Here is a 15,405-nt window from a genome sequence, read left to right as displayed (position 1 = left end):
GGGAGCGGATTGAGGATTTGAATCTGATCATGTGCGCCTCACAACGGCTTCATTTCGGACGACGGTGGTCGCACTGATCGTTATTATGTCGCCCAACCCAAGCGGCTGGGCCAAGAATTTAAACAGGATGCGCTTTGGATAGCGAACCGTGTAGCTGACCACGTCGCCAGGCCCACCAAGGGTACGGTTCGGTTTCGGGGTAGCGGGATTCCACACCCCGTCACCGTTTCGATCCACATATGGCTCACCGAGCTCATAGCTGCCGTTTCCATTGGTATCCGTAAACACCTCCGGATAGGCGGCGCTGAAATTTCGATAGACCCGCGTTTCGATCACGGTGCTATGATCAGGCGCAATCGGAAAGCCGTTCATACCGGTGTTGATCCGTGCGATCATCTCCGAGGTACGAGTGGCCTCAGCCGTTTCAAGTGATGCCGATGCCTTGCGCGCGGCCTGGATCATTGCCGCGTCCAGCGTGCTGCGCGCAAAGGTCAGATGTGCCATCTCGATGCCGCCGCAGATCAGCATCAGCATCACTGGGGCAACCAGGGCGAATTCGACGGCGGCCATGCCGCGGCGGTCTGAGAGAATTAGCATCATAGCCATCACTGTGTCAGGTGCAGGTCAACCAGCTCTGCAGCGACGTTCTGAAACGCGGTGCGAAGCTCCGCCGTGCTGCTGGTTCGATAAACGCGGCCGGGCGCACACTGATCAAATGCTGTGTTGACTTCTGTGCTGTTGGCGACCAGCGCGATGATGTAGATTTCGGGCGGGTTGGTCTCCCGCTGGATATTGGCGCAGGTTTTGGCGAACCGGCGCAGCATCTGCGTTTCGGTGTTGGCAGCGTTCGACGACAGGCTGCTTTGCGACCACTGTCCATACCAGGTGAAGGTGCGGTCCGTGTATCCGTTCTGGCTTTCGCCCACCTCGTTCAGACCGTCCGTCATGAACACAATAGCGCGTCTGGCCCGCTCGTTCGTTGGGTTGGTCCGTGGGAATTTGTCGTCCCGTACCAGCAGCCGGTATCCCCATAGCAGGCCTGCATGATGGATCGTTCCGTTCGCCGGATAGATCGCTGAGTTCTTGTCGCTTATGTAGCTGGTGTAATCGCTTTTTGGACGGTTATACGCGATCGGCATTGCTTCTTCCGGGCACTGCCAGTTGGGCGATGGCATCGGAGTGGTATCTTTGGTGATATCATCAACCCGGCCACCATTGGCGTTGATACTGGCCGATGTCGGCGCCATCCAATAGGCTGTGTTGGAGTAGAAGGGGACGCGCGACAGATCGACGACCCATGCATCGGCCGAGCCTGGCGTGTAATAGCTGCCATCCGTCTTCCGAATGACATCATCGGTTGCCGTGTTCGCGCCATTGTTGAGGCCGATGTAATAATCGTAGAAATATTTGCGATAGGTGGGCGTAGCGAGCAAATAGGCTGACTGTGCAGCGCCGGCCGAACCACCGTCCAGCTTGTAGAGATTGTTCTTGGGCTCGACGTTGGCGATTTTGTAATAATCGCCATCCTTGTTCGCCTTTTGCGTAGCGTTTGCCGAGCTCGATGCCAGCCTCGGAACATACATTGGCGGGACGAAATATGGCTGAACCGCAGGGTTTGAGCCTTCTCCCGGCAGGGTCCGGGTCACATCCCAAGCGCCCGGCTCTGACTCCAACCGATCGGCGCTGACGTCTTTGACCGTGCTGTCGTTCATCACGCACCCCTTCCACGCAAGGAAGTTGGCGGGCCAATCGCCATAGTTAGTCGTGAAGAACGCGTCGTTAAAGCCGGTCTGGCTGGCGACCGAGCCGCTGGGAAGCAGACGGCCTACATTTACAGTGATGTCATAGGGTACAAAGCCGATTGCCAGATCGGCCCGCCGGGTCTGCCCTTGGTGCACGATATCGACAAAGTCGTTTGCGGCTTCCTTGAGCGCAGTCATGCGCGTTCGGCCAGCCGATAGGTTGGCCCGCATCGAGCCGGTGTTGTCCAAGACCATCATCACTTCAAGCGGACGCGGCTGGATCTCGGCCTTGGCAATCGCGGTCACTGTCTGGCTTTGATAGTTGAACAGCTGCATGAACGTCATCGGCACGGTGGCGGAGGCCGTCACCGTGGTAACGTTGATGTTGTTCACGGTCGTGAAGGTTGGCGTCAATTGAAGGTTGCTGACTCCCATATATGGGTTCGGATTGCCGGGGAAATTGATGTAAAAATAGGAATCGACTTGGCTGGTGCGCGAATTGGCTGATCCATCCGTAATCGCAAACGCGCGGGCACCTGCCAGCGCCGCAGCATCGACGCCGGTCTGCAACTGCGATTTCACCATGATCACTCGGCTGGCATCGATCGCGGCACCCATCCCGCCGACAATTGGAACAAGGGCGGCCGCCATGATCGGAAGGACGTTCGCGCGCCGGTTGCGGGCCAATCGGGTCAGCAAACCGCCTGCATGACGGGCTTTTTTTGTGAACCAGAATTGCATAGTGCCTGCGGCCCCCGGATATACTCACCCTTCCCCATGCACCTGCATTGGATAACCGCTGTTCAACCATCATGGTTACCGACGCATTTACCCCTGGAACCCGGCCGTGACCCTGCGCCTTTTGGAAAATCCCGAGGTGGCACTGGCCATCGGATACGCGCCGGCGGCATTGCAGCCGGTGGTCAAGGCGCTGTTGAACCTGGACGACTCGCTGGGCGCGGTCCTGCGGGCGACGGGTCAGCCGATGCTGGCGCAGCTGCGGCTTGCGTGGTGGCGGGATCAGCTGACGGCACTGGAGGGCGGGGAACCACCAGCGATGCCAGTGCTGGTCGAGGTGGCGTCAGCGGTGGTCGGCGCCGAGGTTTCGGGCCAGATGCTGGCCGACATGGCGACGGGATGGGAGCGGCTGGCGACGGCGGAGGAACTGACGCCGGAAATTCTGGGCGCTTATGCCGAGGAGCGGGGGGCAACGCTGTTCCGGGCGGTGGCGAGGTGTGCCGGGGGCGGTGAGCCGGCGGGGCTGGCCAAGGCGGGGCAGGGCTGGGCGCTGGCCGATCTGTCCCGGCATCTGAGCGATCCGGCAGCGGCGGGCGAGGCGCAGCGCATGGTGCTGGCTGCGCTGGCTGACGGGCCGGGGCGCTGGCCGGGGCCGTTGCGGGTGCTAGGCGCGCTTTCGCTGCTGGCGCGGATGGATGCCGCCATACCGTTGGACCAGCCGATCCGGCATGGTGCGCCGGGGCGGGTGGCGCGCCTGGCGGTGATGAAGCTGACCGGTCGCTAATCCGCTTTGACCAGCGAGCGGCCTCCGCTAGCCTTGGCGTCAAAGGGGTTGGGAGGCAGGCGATGTGGCGGTATCTGGCGGGGGCGGCGGGTGCGATGCTGCTGATGATGGCGGGCCTGTTCCTGTACCGGTCGATGGCGAGCGGCGAGGCCGGCCCGACACCGCCGCCGCCGCCAGCGGCGCAGGCCGCGGCAGCGCCGCTGCCCGATGTCGCCCCTTCGGCCCCGGAGCGGAGCCGGGAGGAGAAGCGGTTCGACCGGTATGACAAGGACCGGGACGACCGGATCACCCGGGACGAATATCTGGCCAGCCGGCGCAAGGCCTATGCCAAGCTGGACGCCAATGGCGACGGACGGCTGAGCTTTGACGAATGGGCGGTTCGCACCACCGACAAGTTTGCCAAGGCCGATGCCAGCGGCGACCGGGCGCTGAACCGGGCCGAGTTTGCGACCACCGCGGTCAAGCGCAAGCCGGCCGCGACCGTCAAATGCCCGCCGGCCGAGCGCGCCCCGGAACCAGCGGAGGACGAAGCGGACGGTTAGGCCGCCAGCCATTCCCCAAGGGCGACCCGGGCGCGGTCGGTGTACATCCGTTTCCGATCAGCCTTTTTCGTGCGGCCGGGAATGGGAGGCATCAGGCCGAAATTGACGTTCATCGGCTGATAGCTTTCCGCCCGCGCATTGCCCGTGATGTGGCCGAGCAGCGCGCCCAGCGCGGTTTCGACAGGCGGCGGCGTCATGGCGCGGCCAGCAAGCTCCGCAGCCCAGAACCGCCCGGCAATGAGGCCGATGGCCGCGCTTTCCACATAGCCCTCGCACCCCGTAATCTGTCCGGCGAAGCGGATGTGCGGGGCCGATTTCAGGCGCAGCGTGGCATCGAGCAGTTCGGGCGAGCGGATGAACGTGTTGCGATGCAGGCCGCCCAGCCGGGCGAACTCGGCGTTTTCCAGGCCGGGGATGGTGCGGAAGATGCGCACCTGTTCGGCATATTTCAGCTTGGTCTGAAACCCGACCATGTTCCACAGCGTGCCGGTGGCATTGTCCTGACGAAGCTGAACGGCGGCATAGGGCCAGCGGCCGGTGCGCGGATCATCCAGGCCGACGCCCTTCATCGGGCCGAAGCGCAGCGTGTCCAGCCCGCGTTCCGCCATCACCTCGATCGGCATACAGCCGTCGAAATAGGGGACGTTTTCCCATTCCCGGAACTCGGTCTTTTCGCCCGCCATCAGCGCGGCGTGGAACGCCTCATATTGTTCGCGGTCCATGGCGCAGTTGATGTAATCCGACCCCTCGCCCTTGTTCCAGCGCGACTGTTTCCAGGCGATGTCCATGTCGATGCTTTCGGCATGGACGATGGGGGCGATGGCGTCGAAAAACGCCAGCTGATCCTTGCCCGTCGCAGCGCCGATGGCGTCGGCCAGGCCCGGCGCGGTCAGGGGGCCGGTGGCGATGATCGTCGGGCCGCTGGCGGGCAGGGTGTCGATCCGTTCCCGCACGACGGTGATGTTCGGATGTTGAGCGAGGCGTGCGGTGACCCCGGCGGCAAATCCGTCGCGGTCGACGGCAAGGGCGGATCCGGCCGGAACCTTGTGCACATCCCCCATCGCCATGATGATCGAGCCGAGGGCGCGCATTTCCTGATGCAGCAGGCCGACGGCATTGCTGTCGGCATCATCGGAGCGGAAGCTGTTCGAGCAGACCAGTTCGGCAAGATCGTCGGTCTGATGCGCAGGGGTGCGTTCCCCGGAGCCGCGCATTTCGGACAGGCGGACGCGAAGCCCGGCCTCTGCCAGTTGCCAGGCGGCTTCCGATCCGGCGAGGCCGCCGCCAATGATGTGAATGTCGTGGGTGTTGGTCATCAAATCGGGGCCAGTTTTGACAGTTTTGACACTATGAACGGGTTTACGGGGCGGTTGACGGTCGGAACCGGGTGTTTCCGCGCCATGCACGGGGCTTTTGCGCAGGCAGAGCCTAGGCGCAAGACGGGTGTGTAGGAAAGGGGCGGGATTGGGCGGAGGGTGGCGAGAAGGTCTGTAGCAAGAAGACCCTCATCCTTCCGGCGCTTCGCGCCTCCCTCCCTCTCCCGCAAGCGGGAGAGGGAAGGGGTCCGCCGCGAAGCGGTGGGAAGGGTGAGGGTCCTCCTGCCCCCTCGTCATGCCGGACCTGTTTCGGCATCCAGCGTGCGGCAGTGGGCGGATCGTGCGGTGGCACGCTGGACCCCGGCGCAAGGCCGGGGTTACGGTGGGGAATAGGCCATCGGCGTGCTGGCATTGGCGCAAGAAGACGGGCAGTGCTTCGACAGGCTCAGCACCAGCGGGGACAGGATGGCGAAAACGATCTGGATAGCGGCGCTGGTTGCGGGGGCGAGTTATACGCTGGTCGGGTGGTCCGACCTGAGCGGGGCGGGCGTCATCGTGTGGAAGGGGGCGGGCGTCGGCCTGCTGGCGATCTGGGCCGCCATGACGGCGCGGGACGGGGATGGCCGGTTGCTGGCCGCCGCGCTGGCGCTGGGCGCGATTGGCGATGTGCTGCTGGAGGCGGTAAGCCTGATCGTCGGGGCGATCGCGTTCCTGGCCGGGCATATCGCGTATATCGTGCTGTTCGCCCGTCACCGGCGGGCGGCGATGAGCCGGAGCCAGCGCCTGCTCGGCTGGATCATCGCGCCCGCCACGACGCTGATTGCCGCGTTGCTGAGCCGGGATGCTGGCGTTGCCATCTATGCCGCCGGGCTGGGCAGCATGGCGGCATTGGCGTGGACCAGCCGCTTTCCCCGCTATCGGGTGGGCATGGGCGCCATGCTGTTCGTCGCATCCGACCTGATCCTGTTCGCGCGGATCGGCGGTTTCGGCAGTTGGGAACTGCTGATCTGGCCGACCTATTTCGCGGGCCAGGCGCTGATCGCATGGGGCGCGGGGCGGGTGCTGGCCGCCTCTGCCCGCTGAGCGATGATCGCCAGCACATTGTTCGACACATCGCCAATCAGCAATTCGCCCCAGGCGCGGGCATAGGGGTTCACCGGCGTCTGCGCCCAATAGCGGGTGGTTAGCGTGAGCCGGGTGCCGCCATCCGGCAGGCGGGTCAGCCGATAGCCGCCATCGGTGATCCGGTAATGCGGGCTGTCGGGCATCAGGTGCCGGTCCTGCATCGCCCAGCCGTCCATCGCAGCCCGGCCGAAGCGGAAATCCCAGTGGAGCCGACGTCCCGGCTGCCATGCCGTCACGACTTCATCGAAGCGGATATCATCCTGCCACGCGACGTGGCGGACCGCGCCCAGCCGTTCGGCGTCCAGACGGACCCCGGTGGGCCGGGGCAGGCCGATCAGGCTTTGCGAGATGGTGAAGCGTCCCTCGTCCGCGCGGATCGCACCGACGCCCTTGGCAAGGTTCCAGACGGTCATCGGATCGGCGGCAATATCGATGCTGCGCGTCACGACATAGCGATCGCGGGGCAGCGGGATCATCGGTTCGACCTGGAACGCGACGAGCGGGATGACCAGAAGGACGCTGGCGTTGAAGGTCGCATCGATCGATTCCCCCGGCTTGCGGCGCTGGCGCAGCTTCATGGTGAGCGCGCCGCCGATCAGGCTGCTGACGATCCAGAGCGGGGCGAGCATCAGGATGCAGATGGCGCCTTCCCGCAGGAAAACCATGGATGCGACGATGACCAGCAGCATCAGGACGAAGGGGACGGTGCCGAGATACCAGCCGCGCGCCTTTTCCCCATGCGGATCCCCGACATAGGCGATGAAGGCCGTGACGGCGGCGGGCAGCACGAGCAGGAAGCTGAACCCCACCAACGCACCGGGCCGGGTGAAATCGAGCAGCAGATAGACGCCAAGCGCAAAGACCAGGGCGACCGCAAAGGCACCGGCGATGCGACGGGTGGCGGTCGGCGGGCGAGGCGATTCAAGGGTCATGTTTATCTGCCTTCAGTCAATTCTGGAAATACAGAAACATATGGGCGTGGCTGATCGGGGCTGGACGGGCGGCGGACGGGTCAGCCTTCCTGCTTGCCGGAACCGGGGATGAAGCGGGCGACCTTTGCCCCCAGCTTCATCAAGGTGACGAGGGTGGATTTGGGCAGGGAGCGCACCTGTTCGTACCAGTTGCCCAGCGTGCCGATGAATTCGTTCATGCGGACGATCCGTTCCCGGACATGGGGCGGGGCCGATGGATCGTTGCGCAGCCGTTCGGCCAGCTCGCCCATCAGCTGGATCGTCGGGTCGATCTCTCTGCGCTTGCGCTCCTGCGTGATGCGAATGAGCATTTCCCACAGATCGGTTTCGCCGACGAAATGATCGCGGCGATCCCCCTCTACGTGCACGCGGCGGACGATGCCGTAGCCGGTCAGTTCCTTGAGCGCGGTGGAGACGTTGGAACGAGCGAGGGTGAGGGTGTCGGTAATCTCGTCCGCCGGCAGGGGTCGGTCGGACAGATAGAGCATGGCATGGACCTGAGCCACCGATCGGTTGACGCCCCATTGCGTGCCCATTTCCCCCCAATGGAGGATGAACGCCTTTGCATCGGGATGGTCGAACAGGCTCAAGTGCAATCCTTTCTGTAACAACAGAAATAACAGATGAAGCTGATGAGTCAAGCCGGGATGCCGCGCTCTCTTGCGCTGACCGTCCGCCCGGTTATTGCGCGGTACATGACCGAAATGTCCCGCACGTTCGACCCGGCCGAAATCGAGGCCCGCTGGTATGCCCATTGGGAGCGCGAAGGGCTGTTCCGCCCCGACCGGCCCGGCGCGGAGCCATGGACGATCGTCCTGCCGCCGCCAAACGTGACAGGCAGCCTGCACATTGGCCACGCGCTAGACCATACGCTGATGGATATTCTGACGCGGCACGCGCGATTGAAGGGCAAGGATGCGCTGTTCCTGCCAGGCATGGACCATGCCGGGATCGCCACGCAGATGGTCGTCGAACGGCAGATGGCGGCACGTGGCGAAAAGCGCACCGATTTTACGCGGGAGGAATTTGTCGACCGCGTGTGGCAGTGGAAGGCGGAATCCGGCGGCACCATTCTGAACCAGATGCGCAGGCTGGGCGAATCGGTGGACTGGGCGAACGAGCGCTTCACGATGGACGAGGGCTTCAGCAAGGCGGTGCTGAAGGTGTTCGTCGACCTGTATCGTCAGGGGCTGCTGTACCGCGACAAGCGGCTGGTGAACTGGGACCCCGGCCTTGGCACCGCGATTTCCGACCTGGAGGTCGAGACGCGCGAGGTGAAGGGCAGTTTCTGGCGCATCCGCTATCCGCTGGCCGACGGGTCGGGGCATATCGAGGTGGCGACGACGCGGCCGGAAACGATGCTGGCCGATATGGCGGTGGCGGTGCATCCGGACGATGCGCGCTATGCCGCGATGGTGGGCAAGCAGGTTCGCCTGCCGATCACCGGTCGGCTGATCCCCATTGTGGCGGACGAGCATGCCGATCCCGAACTGGGGTCGGGCGCGGTGAAGATCACGCCGGGGCATGATTTCAATGACTTCGAGGTGGGTGTTCGCGCCGGGATCAAGCCGGCGGAAATGCTCAACATGCTGGATGCGAGGGCCGCGGTTTGCCAGACGGCGGACGGGTTGATCCCGGCCGAGCTGATCGGGCTGGACCGGGCCGATGCGCGGCGGGCGGTGGTCGAGCGGCTGAAGGCCGAGGGCTGGCTGATCCCGCATGTCGACAAGGACGGGGCCGAGCATGATGCCGAGCCGCGGACGATCCAGACGCCCTATGGCGACCGGTCGGGCGTGGTGATCGAACCCTGGCTGACCGACCAGTGGTATGTCGATGCCAAGACGCTGGCCCAAGGTCCGATCGAGGCGGTGAAATCCGGCGCGATCCAGGTCGTGCCGAAGACATGGGAAAAGACGTTTTTCCACTGGATGGACAATATCCAGCCATGGTGCGTGTCGCGGCAGCTGTGGTGGGGGCACCGCATCCCGGCATGGTATGCCGAGGATGGCCGCGTGTTCGTGGCCGAAACCGAGGAAGAGGCGCAGGCCGAGGCGGGGGCCGGCGCCACGCTGACCCGCGACAATGACGTGCTCGACACCTGGTTTTCTTCTGCGCTGTGGCCGTTCGGGACGCTGGGCTGGCCGGAAAATGACGACCGGACGCTGGGCGGGCGGTATCCCAACGACATCCTGATTTCCGGGTTCGACATCCTGTTTTTCTGGGATGCGCGCATGATGATGCAGGGGATGCATTTCATGGGCGATGTGCCGTTCCGCAAGCTGTACCTGCACGGGCTGGTGCGCGCGGCGGACGGGGCCAAGATGTCCAAGTCAAAGGGCAATGTGGTCGACCCCCTTGGCCTGATCGACAAATATGGCGCGGATGCCCTGCGGTTTTTCATGGCGGCGATGGAGAGCCAGGGCCGCGACGTGAAGATGGATGAGGCGCGGGTCGAGGGATACCGCAACTTTGCCACCAAGCTGTGGAATGCCGCGCGCTTCTGTCAGTCCAATGGCATCGGGGCGAGCCGCAGCATCGAGGCGCCCGAGGCGGCCCTTGCGGTCAATCGCTGGATCATCGGCGAGACGGTAGCATGCGTGCAGGCGGTCGACCTGGCGCTTGCCGAGCTGCGGTTCGATGCGGCGGCCAACGCGATCTATCAGTTTGCGTGGAGCCGGTTCTGCGACTGGTATGTCGAGCTGATCAAGCCGGTGCTGCAAACCGAAGGGGCCGAGGGCGGCGCGGAAACGCGCGCGGTGGCCGGATGGGTGCTGGACCAGATCCTGGTGCTGCTCCACCCGTTCATGCCGTTCGTGACCGAAGAGCTGTGGCATGCGCTCGGCGAGCGGGAGCATGACCTGATCGTCGCCAAATGGCCGATGCCGGACGCCCGCTCGCTGGACCCGGAGGCGGGGCGCGAGATCGACTGGCTGATCCGGCTGGTCAGCGATGTGCGCGCGGCGCGGGCGGAACTGAACGTGCCGCCGGGCGCGCGTCTGGCGTTCCATGTCCGCGATGCGGGCGAGACGACGCTGGGTCGGCTGGACCGGCAGGCGGCGGCGATTGCGCGGCTGGCGCGGATCGACCGGGCGGACGGCGCGGAACCGGCGGGCGGCGCATTGCAGGTGGTGGTGGACGAGGCGGTGCTGGTCCTGCCGCTGGAGGGCGTCATCGACCTGGAGGCGGAGAAGGCGCGGTTGACCAAGGCGATTGCGGCGGCGGTGAAGGAGCGCGATGCGCTGGCCGGGCGGCTGTCCAACCCCAGCTTTGTCGAGCGTGCCAAGCCCGAGGCGGTGGAAAAGGCGCGGGCCGACCATGCGGAAAAGGCGGCCGAGGCGGAGCGGTTGACCGCGGCGCTGGCGCGGCTGGGATAAGCGAGCTGGCCGGTTCTGGCCGGCCCCGGCTGGTCAGTCGATATTCAGGGCGCGGCTATCGCATAGACGACCGTCACCACGACGTCCGTGTCGATCGGTTGCGGATCGACCGGGATCGTGACGACGGGTGGCGGAGGGCTGTTCATCGCCTGGGAAACATCCGCATCAGCCATCGCAAAAAGCGCGTCCTGCCGACCATCGCCATTGGTGATGCTGACCACCGGGCCAAGGCGGACCCCGCTGGCCCTGGCCAGTTCCTCCGCCTTTGATCGTGCATCCGCGATGGCCGCAAGCAGGCCGGCACGCGAGGCGGCCTGCGGATCCTTGAGCGCAAATTCGTTGAGGCGCACGGCGTCGGCGCCCTCCCGCCGAGCGACGCCCGCTGCGGTGCCCGCTTTTTCAACCGCCGTCATCTCGGCCGTCATCGACGCGGACGCCATATGGCCGACAATCCGGCACGGGCCGTTATCGCTGTTTTCGTCGGTGCCATCGGCCATTGCCGCCAAGGCGTCGTCCAGCGCCATTTCGACGGCCATCATCGAATCCGATCCGACCGTATTCCCGGTGCATTTTCCGTTCCGCACGGTGCGCAAGGCAATTTCCGAGGTGTAGGTGACCGTCGTCGGATCAAGGCCGCGCAATACGGATTGAACCGCGGCAATGCGGGTCGCCAGTTTGCGGCTGGCATCGTCGGGCGAGGTTCCATCCTGCCGGAAGGCGATCGACAGGCGGGCAAGGTCGGGTGCGGTACGGATGGTGCCACTGCCGATCACCGTGATCCCCGGCGCCCGACGATCCACTAGCTGGGCCGATGCGTCGGGGACAGGGGCGACCAGCAGGGCAGCAGCAAGACCGATCAACCGCTTCATTGGCACCGCCCCTCTTCAACACCGTCGAGGCTGCATTGCGCCCGGGGGCAAGTCAACCGGCCTTGCGCAAGCGTCGCGGCCGGGCCACAACCCGGCTCCATGAGCCATTATCCCGCGCTGCGTATGCGCCGTACCCGATCCGCCCCGTGGAGCCGCAGGATGCACGCCGAGACCGTGCTGTCCCCGGCGGACCTGATCTGGCCGCTGTTCGTCACCGACGGGTCGGGGGTTGAGGAGCCGATCGGATCGTTGCCCGGCGTGTCGCGCTGGTCGGTGGAGGGCATCGCCGCGCGGGCCAGGGAAGCGGCGGCGGCGGGAATCCCGTGCGTCGCGCTGTTCCCCAACACGCCGCATGACCTGCGCACCGAGGATGGGCGAGAGGCGCTGAACCCCGACAATCTGATGTGCCGGGCGATCCGGGCGATCAAGGATGCGGTGCCGGATATCGGCGTGCTGACCGATGTGGCGCTGGACCCCTATACCGCGCATGGCCATGACGGGCTGGTCGACGATGCGGGTTATGTCCTGAATGACGCAACGGCCGAGATGCTGGTGGCGCAATCGCTGAACCAGGCGGCGGCCGGGGCGGACGTGATCGCGCCCAGCGACATGATGGACGGGCGCATCAGCCTGATCCGCGCGGCGCTGGAGGATGCCGGGCACCATAATGTGCAGATCATGAGCTATGCCGCCAAATATGCGTCGGCATTCTATGGTCCGTTCCGCGATGCGGTCGGCTCGCGCGGGCTGTTGAAGGGCGACAAGAAGACGTACCAGATGGACCCGGCCAATGCCGAGGAGGCGCTGCGCGAAGTGGCGCTGGACCTGGACGAGGGCGCGGACAGCGTGATGGTGAAGCCGGGCCTGCCGTATCTGGACATCGTCCGGCGGGTGAAGGAACGGTTCGAGGTTCCCGTGTTCGCCTATCAGGTCAGCGGCGAATATGCGATGATCGAGGCGGCGGCAGCGGCGGGGGCGGGGGACCGGGATGCCCTGATCCTGGAAACGCTGATGGCGTTCAAGCGGGCGGGATGTTCCGGCGTCCTGTCCTATCACGCCCTGCACGCCGCGCGGTTGCTGCAGCCGTGATCGTTACCGACCGGTTGCACCTGCGACCCTGGACCGAGGCGGACAAGCGGGTGTTCCATGCGCTGGTCAACACGCCCGCGATGATGGCGCATTTCGGCGGGCCGGTGGCCGCCGAGCGGCACAACGCGATCATCGATGCCCAGATGGCGCAACAGGCGCAGCATGGCCATTGCATGTGGGCGGTCGATATGCGGGAGACGGGCGAGCTGGCCGGGGTTTGCGGCCTGCGCATCGGCGGGCATCCCGGCACGCCGGTGATGGGCGACCTGGAGATCGGATGGCGCATCGGCGAGCGGTGGTGGGGACAGGGCATCGCGCGTGAAGCCGCCGAGGCGAGCATGGCATGGGGATGGGCGAACACCGCGCATCCGCGCATTTCCGCCTGGACCGTGATCGGCAACGCGCGGTCATGGGGCCTGATGCGGCGATTGGGCATGAAGCGTCGCGAGGACCTGGATTTCCGGCACCCGGATTATCCGGCGGACAGCCCGCAGGCGGCGATGATCGTTTATGCCGTCGACCGGCCGCAGATCGAACCGGCGAGTGCGGCGGCATGAGCGATCAGGCCGTTCCCGAAACCCCGCTGGAAGAAAAAGCCGTCACGCCGACTGAAGCACCGACCGACGCGTCTGCGGGTTCATCGTCGCGCCGATGGCTGTTCGTCGGCACCATCCTGCTGGGCAGTTTCCTGTTGTTCCTGGTGCAGCCTATGATCGCGCGCATGGCGCTGCCCCGGCTGGGCGGTGCGCCGGCGGTGTGGAACAGCGCCATGCTGGTCTATCAGGCGCTGCTGCTGGGCGGATATGGCTATGCCCACTGGCTGGGCCGCTTTGCCGTGCGGCGGCAGGCGGCGATCCATCTGGGCGTGCTGGCCGGGGCGTGCCTGTGGCTGCCCATCGGCCTGATCGCGATGAGCCCGCCCGCCGATGGCGAGCCGGCATTGTGGGTGCCGGGATTGCTGATCGCGTCGATCGGCCCCTTGTTCCTGGCAGTGTCGGCGCAGGCGCCGTTGGTGCAGCGATGGTTTTCCAGCGCCAGTGGCGGGGCGGACCCCTATGCCCTGTATGCCGCGTCCAACATTGGCAGTTTCGGCGGCCTGCTCGCCTATCCGTTGCTGGTGGAACCCAGTCTGCCGATCACTGGCCAGCGGTGGCTATGGACGGTTGGCTATATCGCGCTGATCCTGTTGGTGCTGGCCTGTGCCCGGTTGCTGCCAAAGGGCGCGCCGCCGACGCGGGAGATGCACGCCCCCGGTTCCGCCCCCGGCAGGCGGCGCATCCTGCACTGGCTGGCGCTGGCGCTGGTGCCGTCGGGCCTGATGCTGGCGACGACGACGTTCCTGACCACCGACATCGTTGCCGTGCCGCTGCTGTGGGTCATGCCGCTGGGTCTGTATCTGTTGAGTTTCAGCGTCGCCTTTGCCGACCGGCGGGGATTGGCGGACGTCATCATCCGCTGTGCGCCGGTGACGCTGATCATGTTCGGCGGCGTCATCATAGCGGGCAATCACGAATATCCGCTGCTGAACGCGATCATGGCGCTGGCGCTGTTGTTCGTGGTCAGCGTGGCGCTGCACGCGCGGATGTACGAATTGCGCCCCGAACCGAGCCGGTTGACCGGATTCTATCTGGTGATGGCGCTGGGCGGGGCATTGGGCGGCGTGTTCGCCGGGCTGATCGCGCCGGTGGTGTTCGACTGGACGTATGAATACCCCATCCTGATCCTGACGGCCGGGGTGCTGGTGCCGCAGATCTTCCTGCTGGATGCGATCGAGCGGATCTGGAGCGGCACGCGGCGGCGGCAATGGCTGTTGACCGGGGTGGTGATCGCCGCGGTCTTTGCCATCGTGATGATCGGCCTGAACCGCCCCGAACTGTTGCCGGGCAAGAAGCCGGAGGGGGTCGGGTTCCTGATCCTGGCGGGGCTGTCGCTGTTCGTCATCGGGCGGCGCGTGCCGTTTGTCATCATTCTAGCCGGGGCATTGTTCCTGTTCGGCGGGTGGAACGCCATCGGCCTGACCATCCGGGGCGATGTGCGCACCCGCAGCTATTTCGGCGTCTATACGATCAACGATCGCAACCCTTATGTCCGCGAACTGACGCATGGCACGACGCTGCACGGCGTGCAGCTGCGCGGCAGCGAGGCGCGGCTGCGCTGGCCGACCACTTATTATGTACCCGGATCCGGCGTGGGGCAGGCGATGATCGCAGCCGAGGCGCTGTACGGACCGGATTCGCGGATCGGCGTCGTCGGCCTGGGGACGGGGACGCTGGCCTGTTACGCCCGGCCGCGCCAGCAATGGCAGTTTTTCGAGATCGACCCCACGGTCGTCCAGCTGTCGCGGGACAGCGGCAAGTTCACGTTCCTGAAACAGTGCGCGCCGCAGGCAAAGGTGGTGCTGGGCGATGCGCGGTTGCGGCTGGCCGAGGCGGCACCGGCGAGCCTTGATCTGATCGCACTGGATGCGTTTTCATCCGATGCGGTGCCGGTCCATCTGCTGACGCAGGAGGCATTCGCCACCTATCGCCAGGCGCTGGCCAAGGACGGCCTGTTGATGGTGCATATTTCCAACCGCTATCTGGCGATGGCGCCGGTGGTGGCGGCGAATATCCGGGCAAAGGGATGGTATGCCGCGCGGATGCGGTACACACCCGGCCCCGGCCTGGAACAGGCGACGGCATCCGACTGGATCGCGCTGAGCCCCAGCCCGGAGACGATCGCGCTGCTGCAGCTGGCGGGCGATGGGTGGGAGGGGCTGAAACCCTATCCGGGGTTCAAGCCATGGACCGACGATCACGCATCGATCCTGCCGGTGCTGAATGCGCTGCATCCCGAACTGGCCGGGGAATAGGCGC

13 protein-coding genes are annotated in these 15,405 nt (G+C 65.3%); 7 read left to right on the top strand and 6 right to left on the bottom strand.

Annotated elements, in window-relative coordinates:
• Positions 1 to 27 precede the first annotated feature (27 nt).
• Together NYR55_RS02415 and NYR55_RS02410 are read right to left on the bottom strand one after the other, a co-directional pair.
• Complete coding sequence (locus tag NYR55_RS02415; RefSeq protein ID WP_260019654.1) at positions 28 to 570, bottom strand: TadE family protein; 543 nt, start codon at positions 568 to 570, stop codon at positions 28 to 30.
• A gap of 35 nt (positions 571 to 605) precedes the next feature.
• Positions 606 to 2,483 carry a pilus assembly protein TadG-related protein gene (locus tag NYR55_RS02410; protein ID WP_260019653.1) on the bottom strand — a complete coding sequence of 626 codons (1,878 nt, stop codon included), beginning with the start codon at positions 2,481 to 2,483 and terminating at the stop codon, positions 606 to 608.
• A 106-nt stretch (positions 2,484 to 2,589) separates the two neighbouring features.
• On the opposite strand from NYR55_RS02410, the gene NYR55_RS02405 reads away from it, so the two are divergent.
• Both NYR55_RS02405 and NYR55_RS02400 read left to right on the top strand, forming a co-directional pair.
• A complete protein-coding gene (locus NYR55_RS02405) occupies positions 2,590 to 3,264 on the top strand; it encodes a squalene/phytoene synthase family protein (protein WP_260019652.1) in 675 nt (224 codons plus the stop codon).
• 62 nt (positions 3,265 to 3,326) lie between these two features.
• The gene (locus NYR55_RS02400; RefSeq protein ID WP_260019651.1) at positions 3,327 to 3,806 is read left to right on the top strand and encodes a histidine kinase; all 480 of its coding nucleotides are present in this window, start codon (positions 3,327 to 3,329) and stop codon (positions 3,804 to 3,806) included.
• Here NYR55_RS02400 and trmFO read toward each other — a convergent pair.
• Complete coding sequence (gene trmFO, locus NYR55_RS02395; protein ID WP_260019650.1) at positions 3,803 to 5,122, bottom strand: methylenetetrahydrofolate--tRNA-(uracil(54)-C(5))-methyltransferase (FADH(2)-oxidizing) TrmFO; 1,320 nt, start codon at positions 5,120 to 5,122, stop codon at positions 3,803 to 3,805. The two genes, NYR55_RS02400 and trmFO, sit on opposite strands and share 4 nt — an antisense overlap.
• 465 nt (positions 5,123 to 5,587) lie before the next feature.
• Here trmFO and NYR55_RS02390 point away from each other — a divergent pair, with 465 nt between their 5' ends.
• The gene (locus NYR55_RS02390) at positions 5,588 to 6,205 is read left to right on the top strand and encodes a lysoplasmalogenase (protein WP_260019649.1); all 618 of its coding nucleotides are present in this window, start codon (positions 5,588 to 5,590) and stop codon (positions 6,203 to 6,205) included.
• Here the strand turns inward: NYR55_RS02390 and NYR55_RS02385 are convergent.
• Both NYR55_RS02385 and NYR55_RS02380 read right to left on the bottom strand, forming a co-directional pair.
• On the bottom strand, positions 6,139 to 7,179 hold the full coding sequence (locus NYR55_RS02385) for an SRPBCC family protein (RefSeq protein WP_260019648.1): 1,041 nt from the start codon (positions 7,177 to 7,179) through the stop codon (positions 6,139 to 6,141). The genes NYR55_RS02390 and NYR55_RS02385 overlap by 67 nt on opposite strands.
• 80 nt (positions 7,180 to 7,259) lie before the next feature.
• Entirely contained in the window at positions 7,260 to 7,808 is a 549-nt protein-coding gene (locus tag NYR55_RS02380; RefSeq protein ID WP_260019647.1) for a MarR family transcriptional regulator, read from the bottom strand.
• Between the two features lie 105 nt (positions 7,809 to 7,913).
• Between NYR55_RS02380 and NYR55_RS02375 the strand changes: the two genes are divergently transcribed.
• The gene (locus NYR55_RS02375; protein WP_260019646.1) at positions 7,914 to 10,592 is read left to right on the top strand and encodes a valine--tRNA ligase; all 2,679 of its coding nucleotides are present in this window, start codon (positions 7,914 to 7,916) and stop codon (positions 10,590 to 10,592) included.
• Positions 10,593 to 10,636: 44 nt separating this feature from the next.
• Here the strand turns inward: NYR55_RS02375 and NYR55_RS02370 are convergent, their stop codons facing one another.
• Positions 10,637 to 11,461 carry an SIMPL domain-containing protein gene (locus tag NYR55_RS02370; RefSeq protein WP_260019645.1) on the bottom strand — a complete coding sequence of 275 codons (825 nt, stop codon included), beginning with the start codon at positions 11,459 to 11,461 and terminating at the stop codon, positions 10,637 to 10,639.
• 99 nt (positions 11,462 to 11,560) lie between these two features.
• On the opposite strand from NYR55_RS02370, the gene hemB reads away from it, so the two are divergent.
• Genes hemB through NYR55_RS02355 form a run of 3 tightly spaced genes read left to right on the top strand, consistent with a single transcriptional unit; the run spans position 11,561 to position 15,401 of the window.
• Positions 11,561 to 12,550, top strand: a complete 990-nt coding sequence (gene hemB / locus NYR55_RS02365) for a porphobilinogen synthase (protein WP_260019644.1) — start codon at positions 11,561 to 11,563, stop codon at positions 12,548 to 12,550.
• A complete protein-coding gene (locus NYR55_RS02360; protein WP_260019643.1) occupies positions 12,547 to 13,107 on the top strand; it encodes a GNAT family N-acetyltransferase in 561 nt (186 codons plus the stop codon). The genes hemB and NYR55_RS02360 overlap by 4 nt, the downstream gene beginning before the upstream one ends.
• A complete protein-coding gene (locus NYR55_RS02355) occupies positions 13,104 to 15,401 on the top strand; it encodes a fused MFS/spermidine synthase (RefSeq protein ID WP_260019642.1) in 2,298 nt (765 codons plus the stop codon). Before NYR55_RS02360 ends, NYR55_RS02355 begins: the two co-directional genes overlap by 4 nt.
• Positions 15,402 to 15,405 lie beyond the last annotated feature (4 nt).

Source organism: Sphingomonas sp. BGYR3, assembly GCF_025153455.1.
Taxonomy (GTDB): Bacteria; Pseudomonadota; Alphaproteobacteria; order Sphingomonadales; family Sphingomonadaceae; genus Sphingomonas.
The sequence above is the reverse complement of the archived record's forward strand: the minus strand, read 5'-3'. Positions and strand labels throughout refer to the sequence as shown.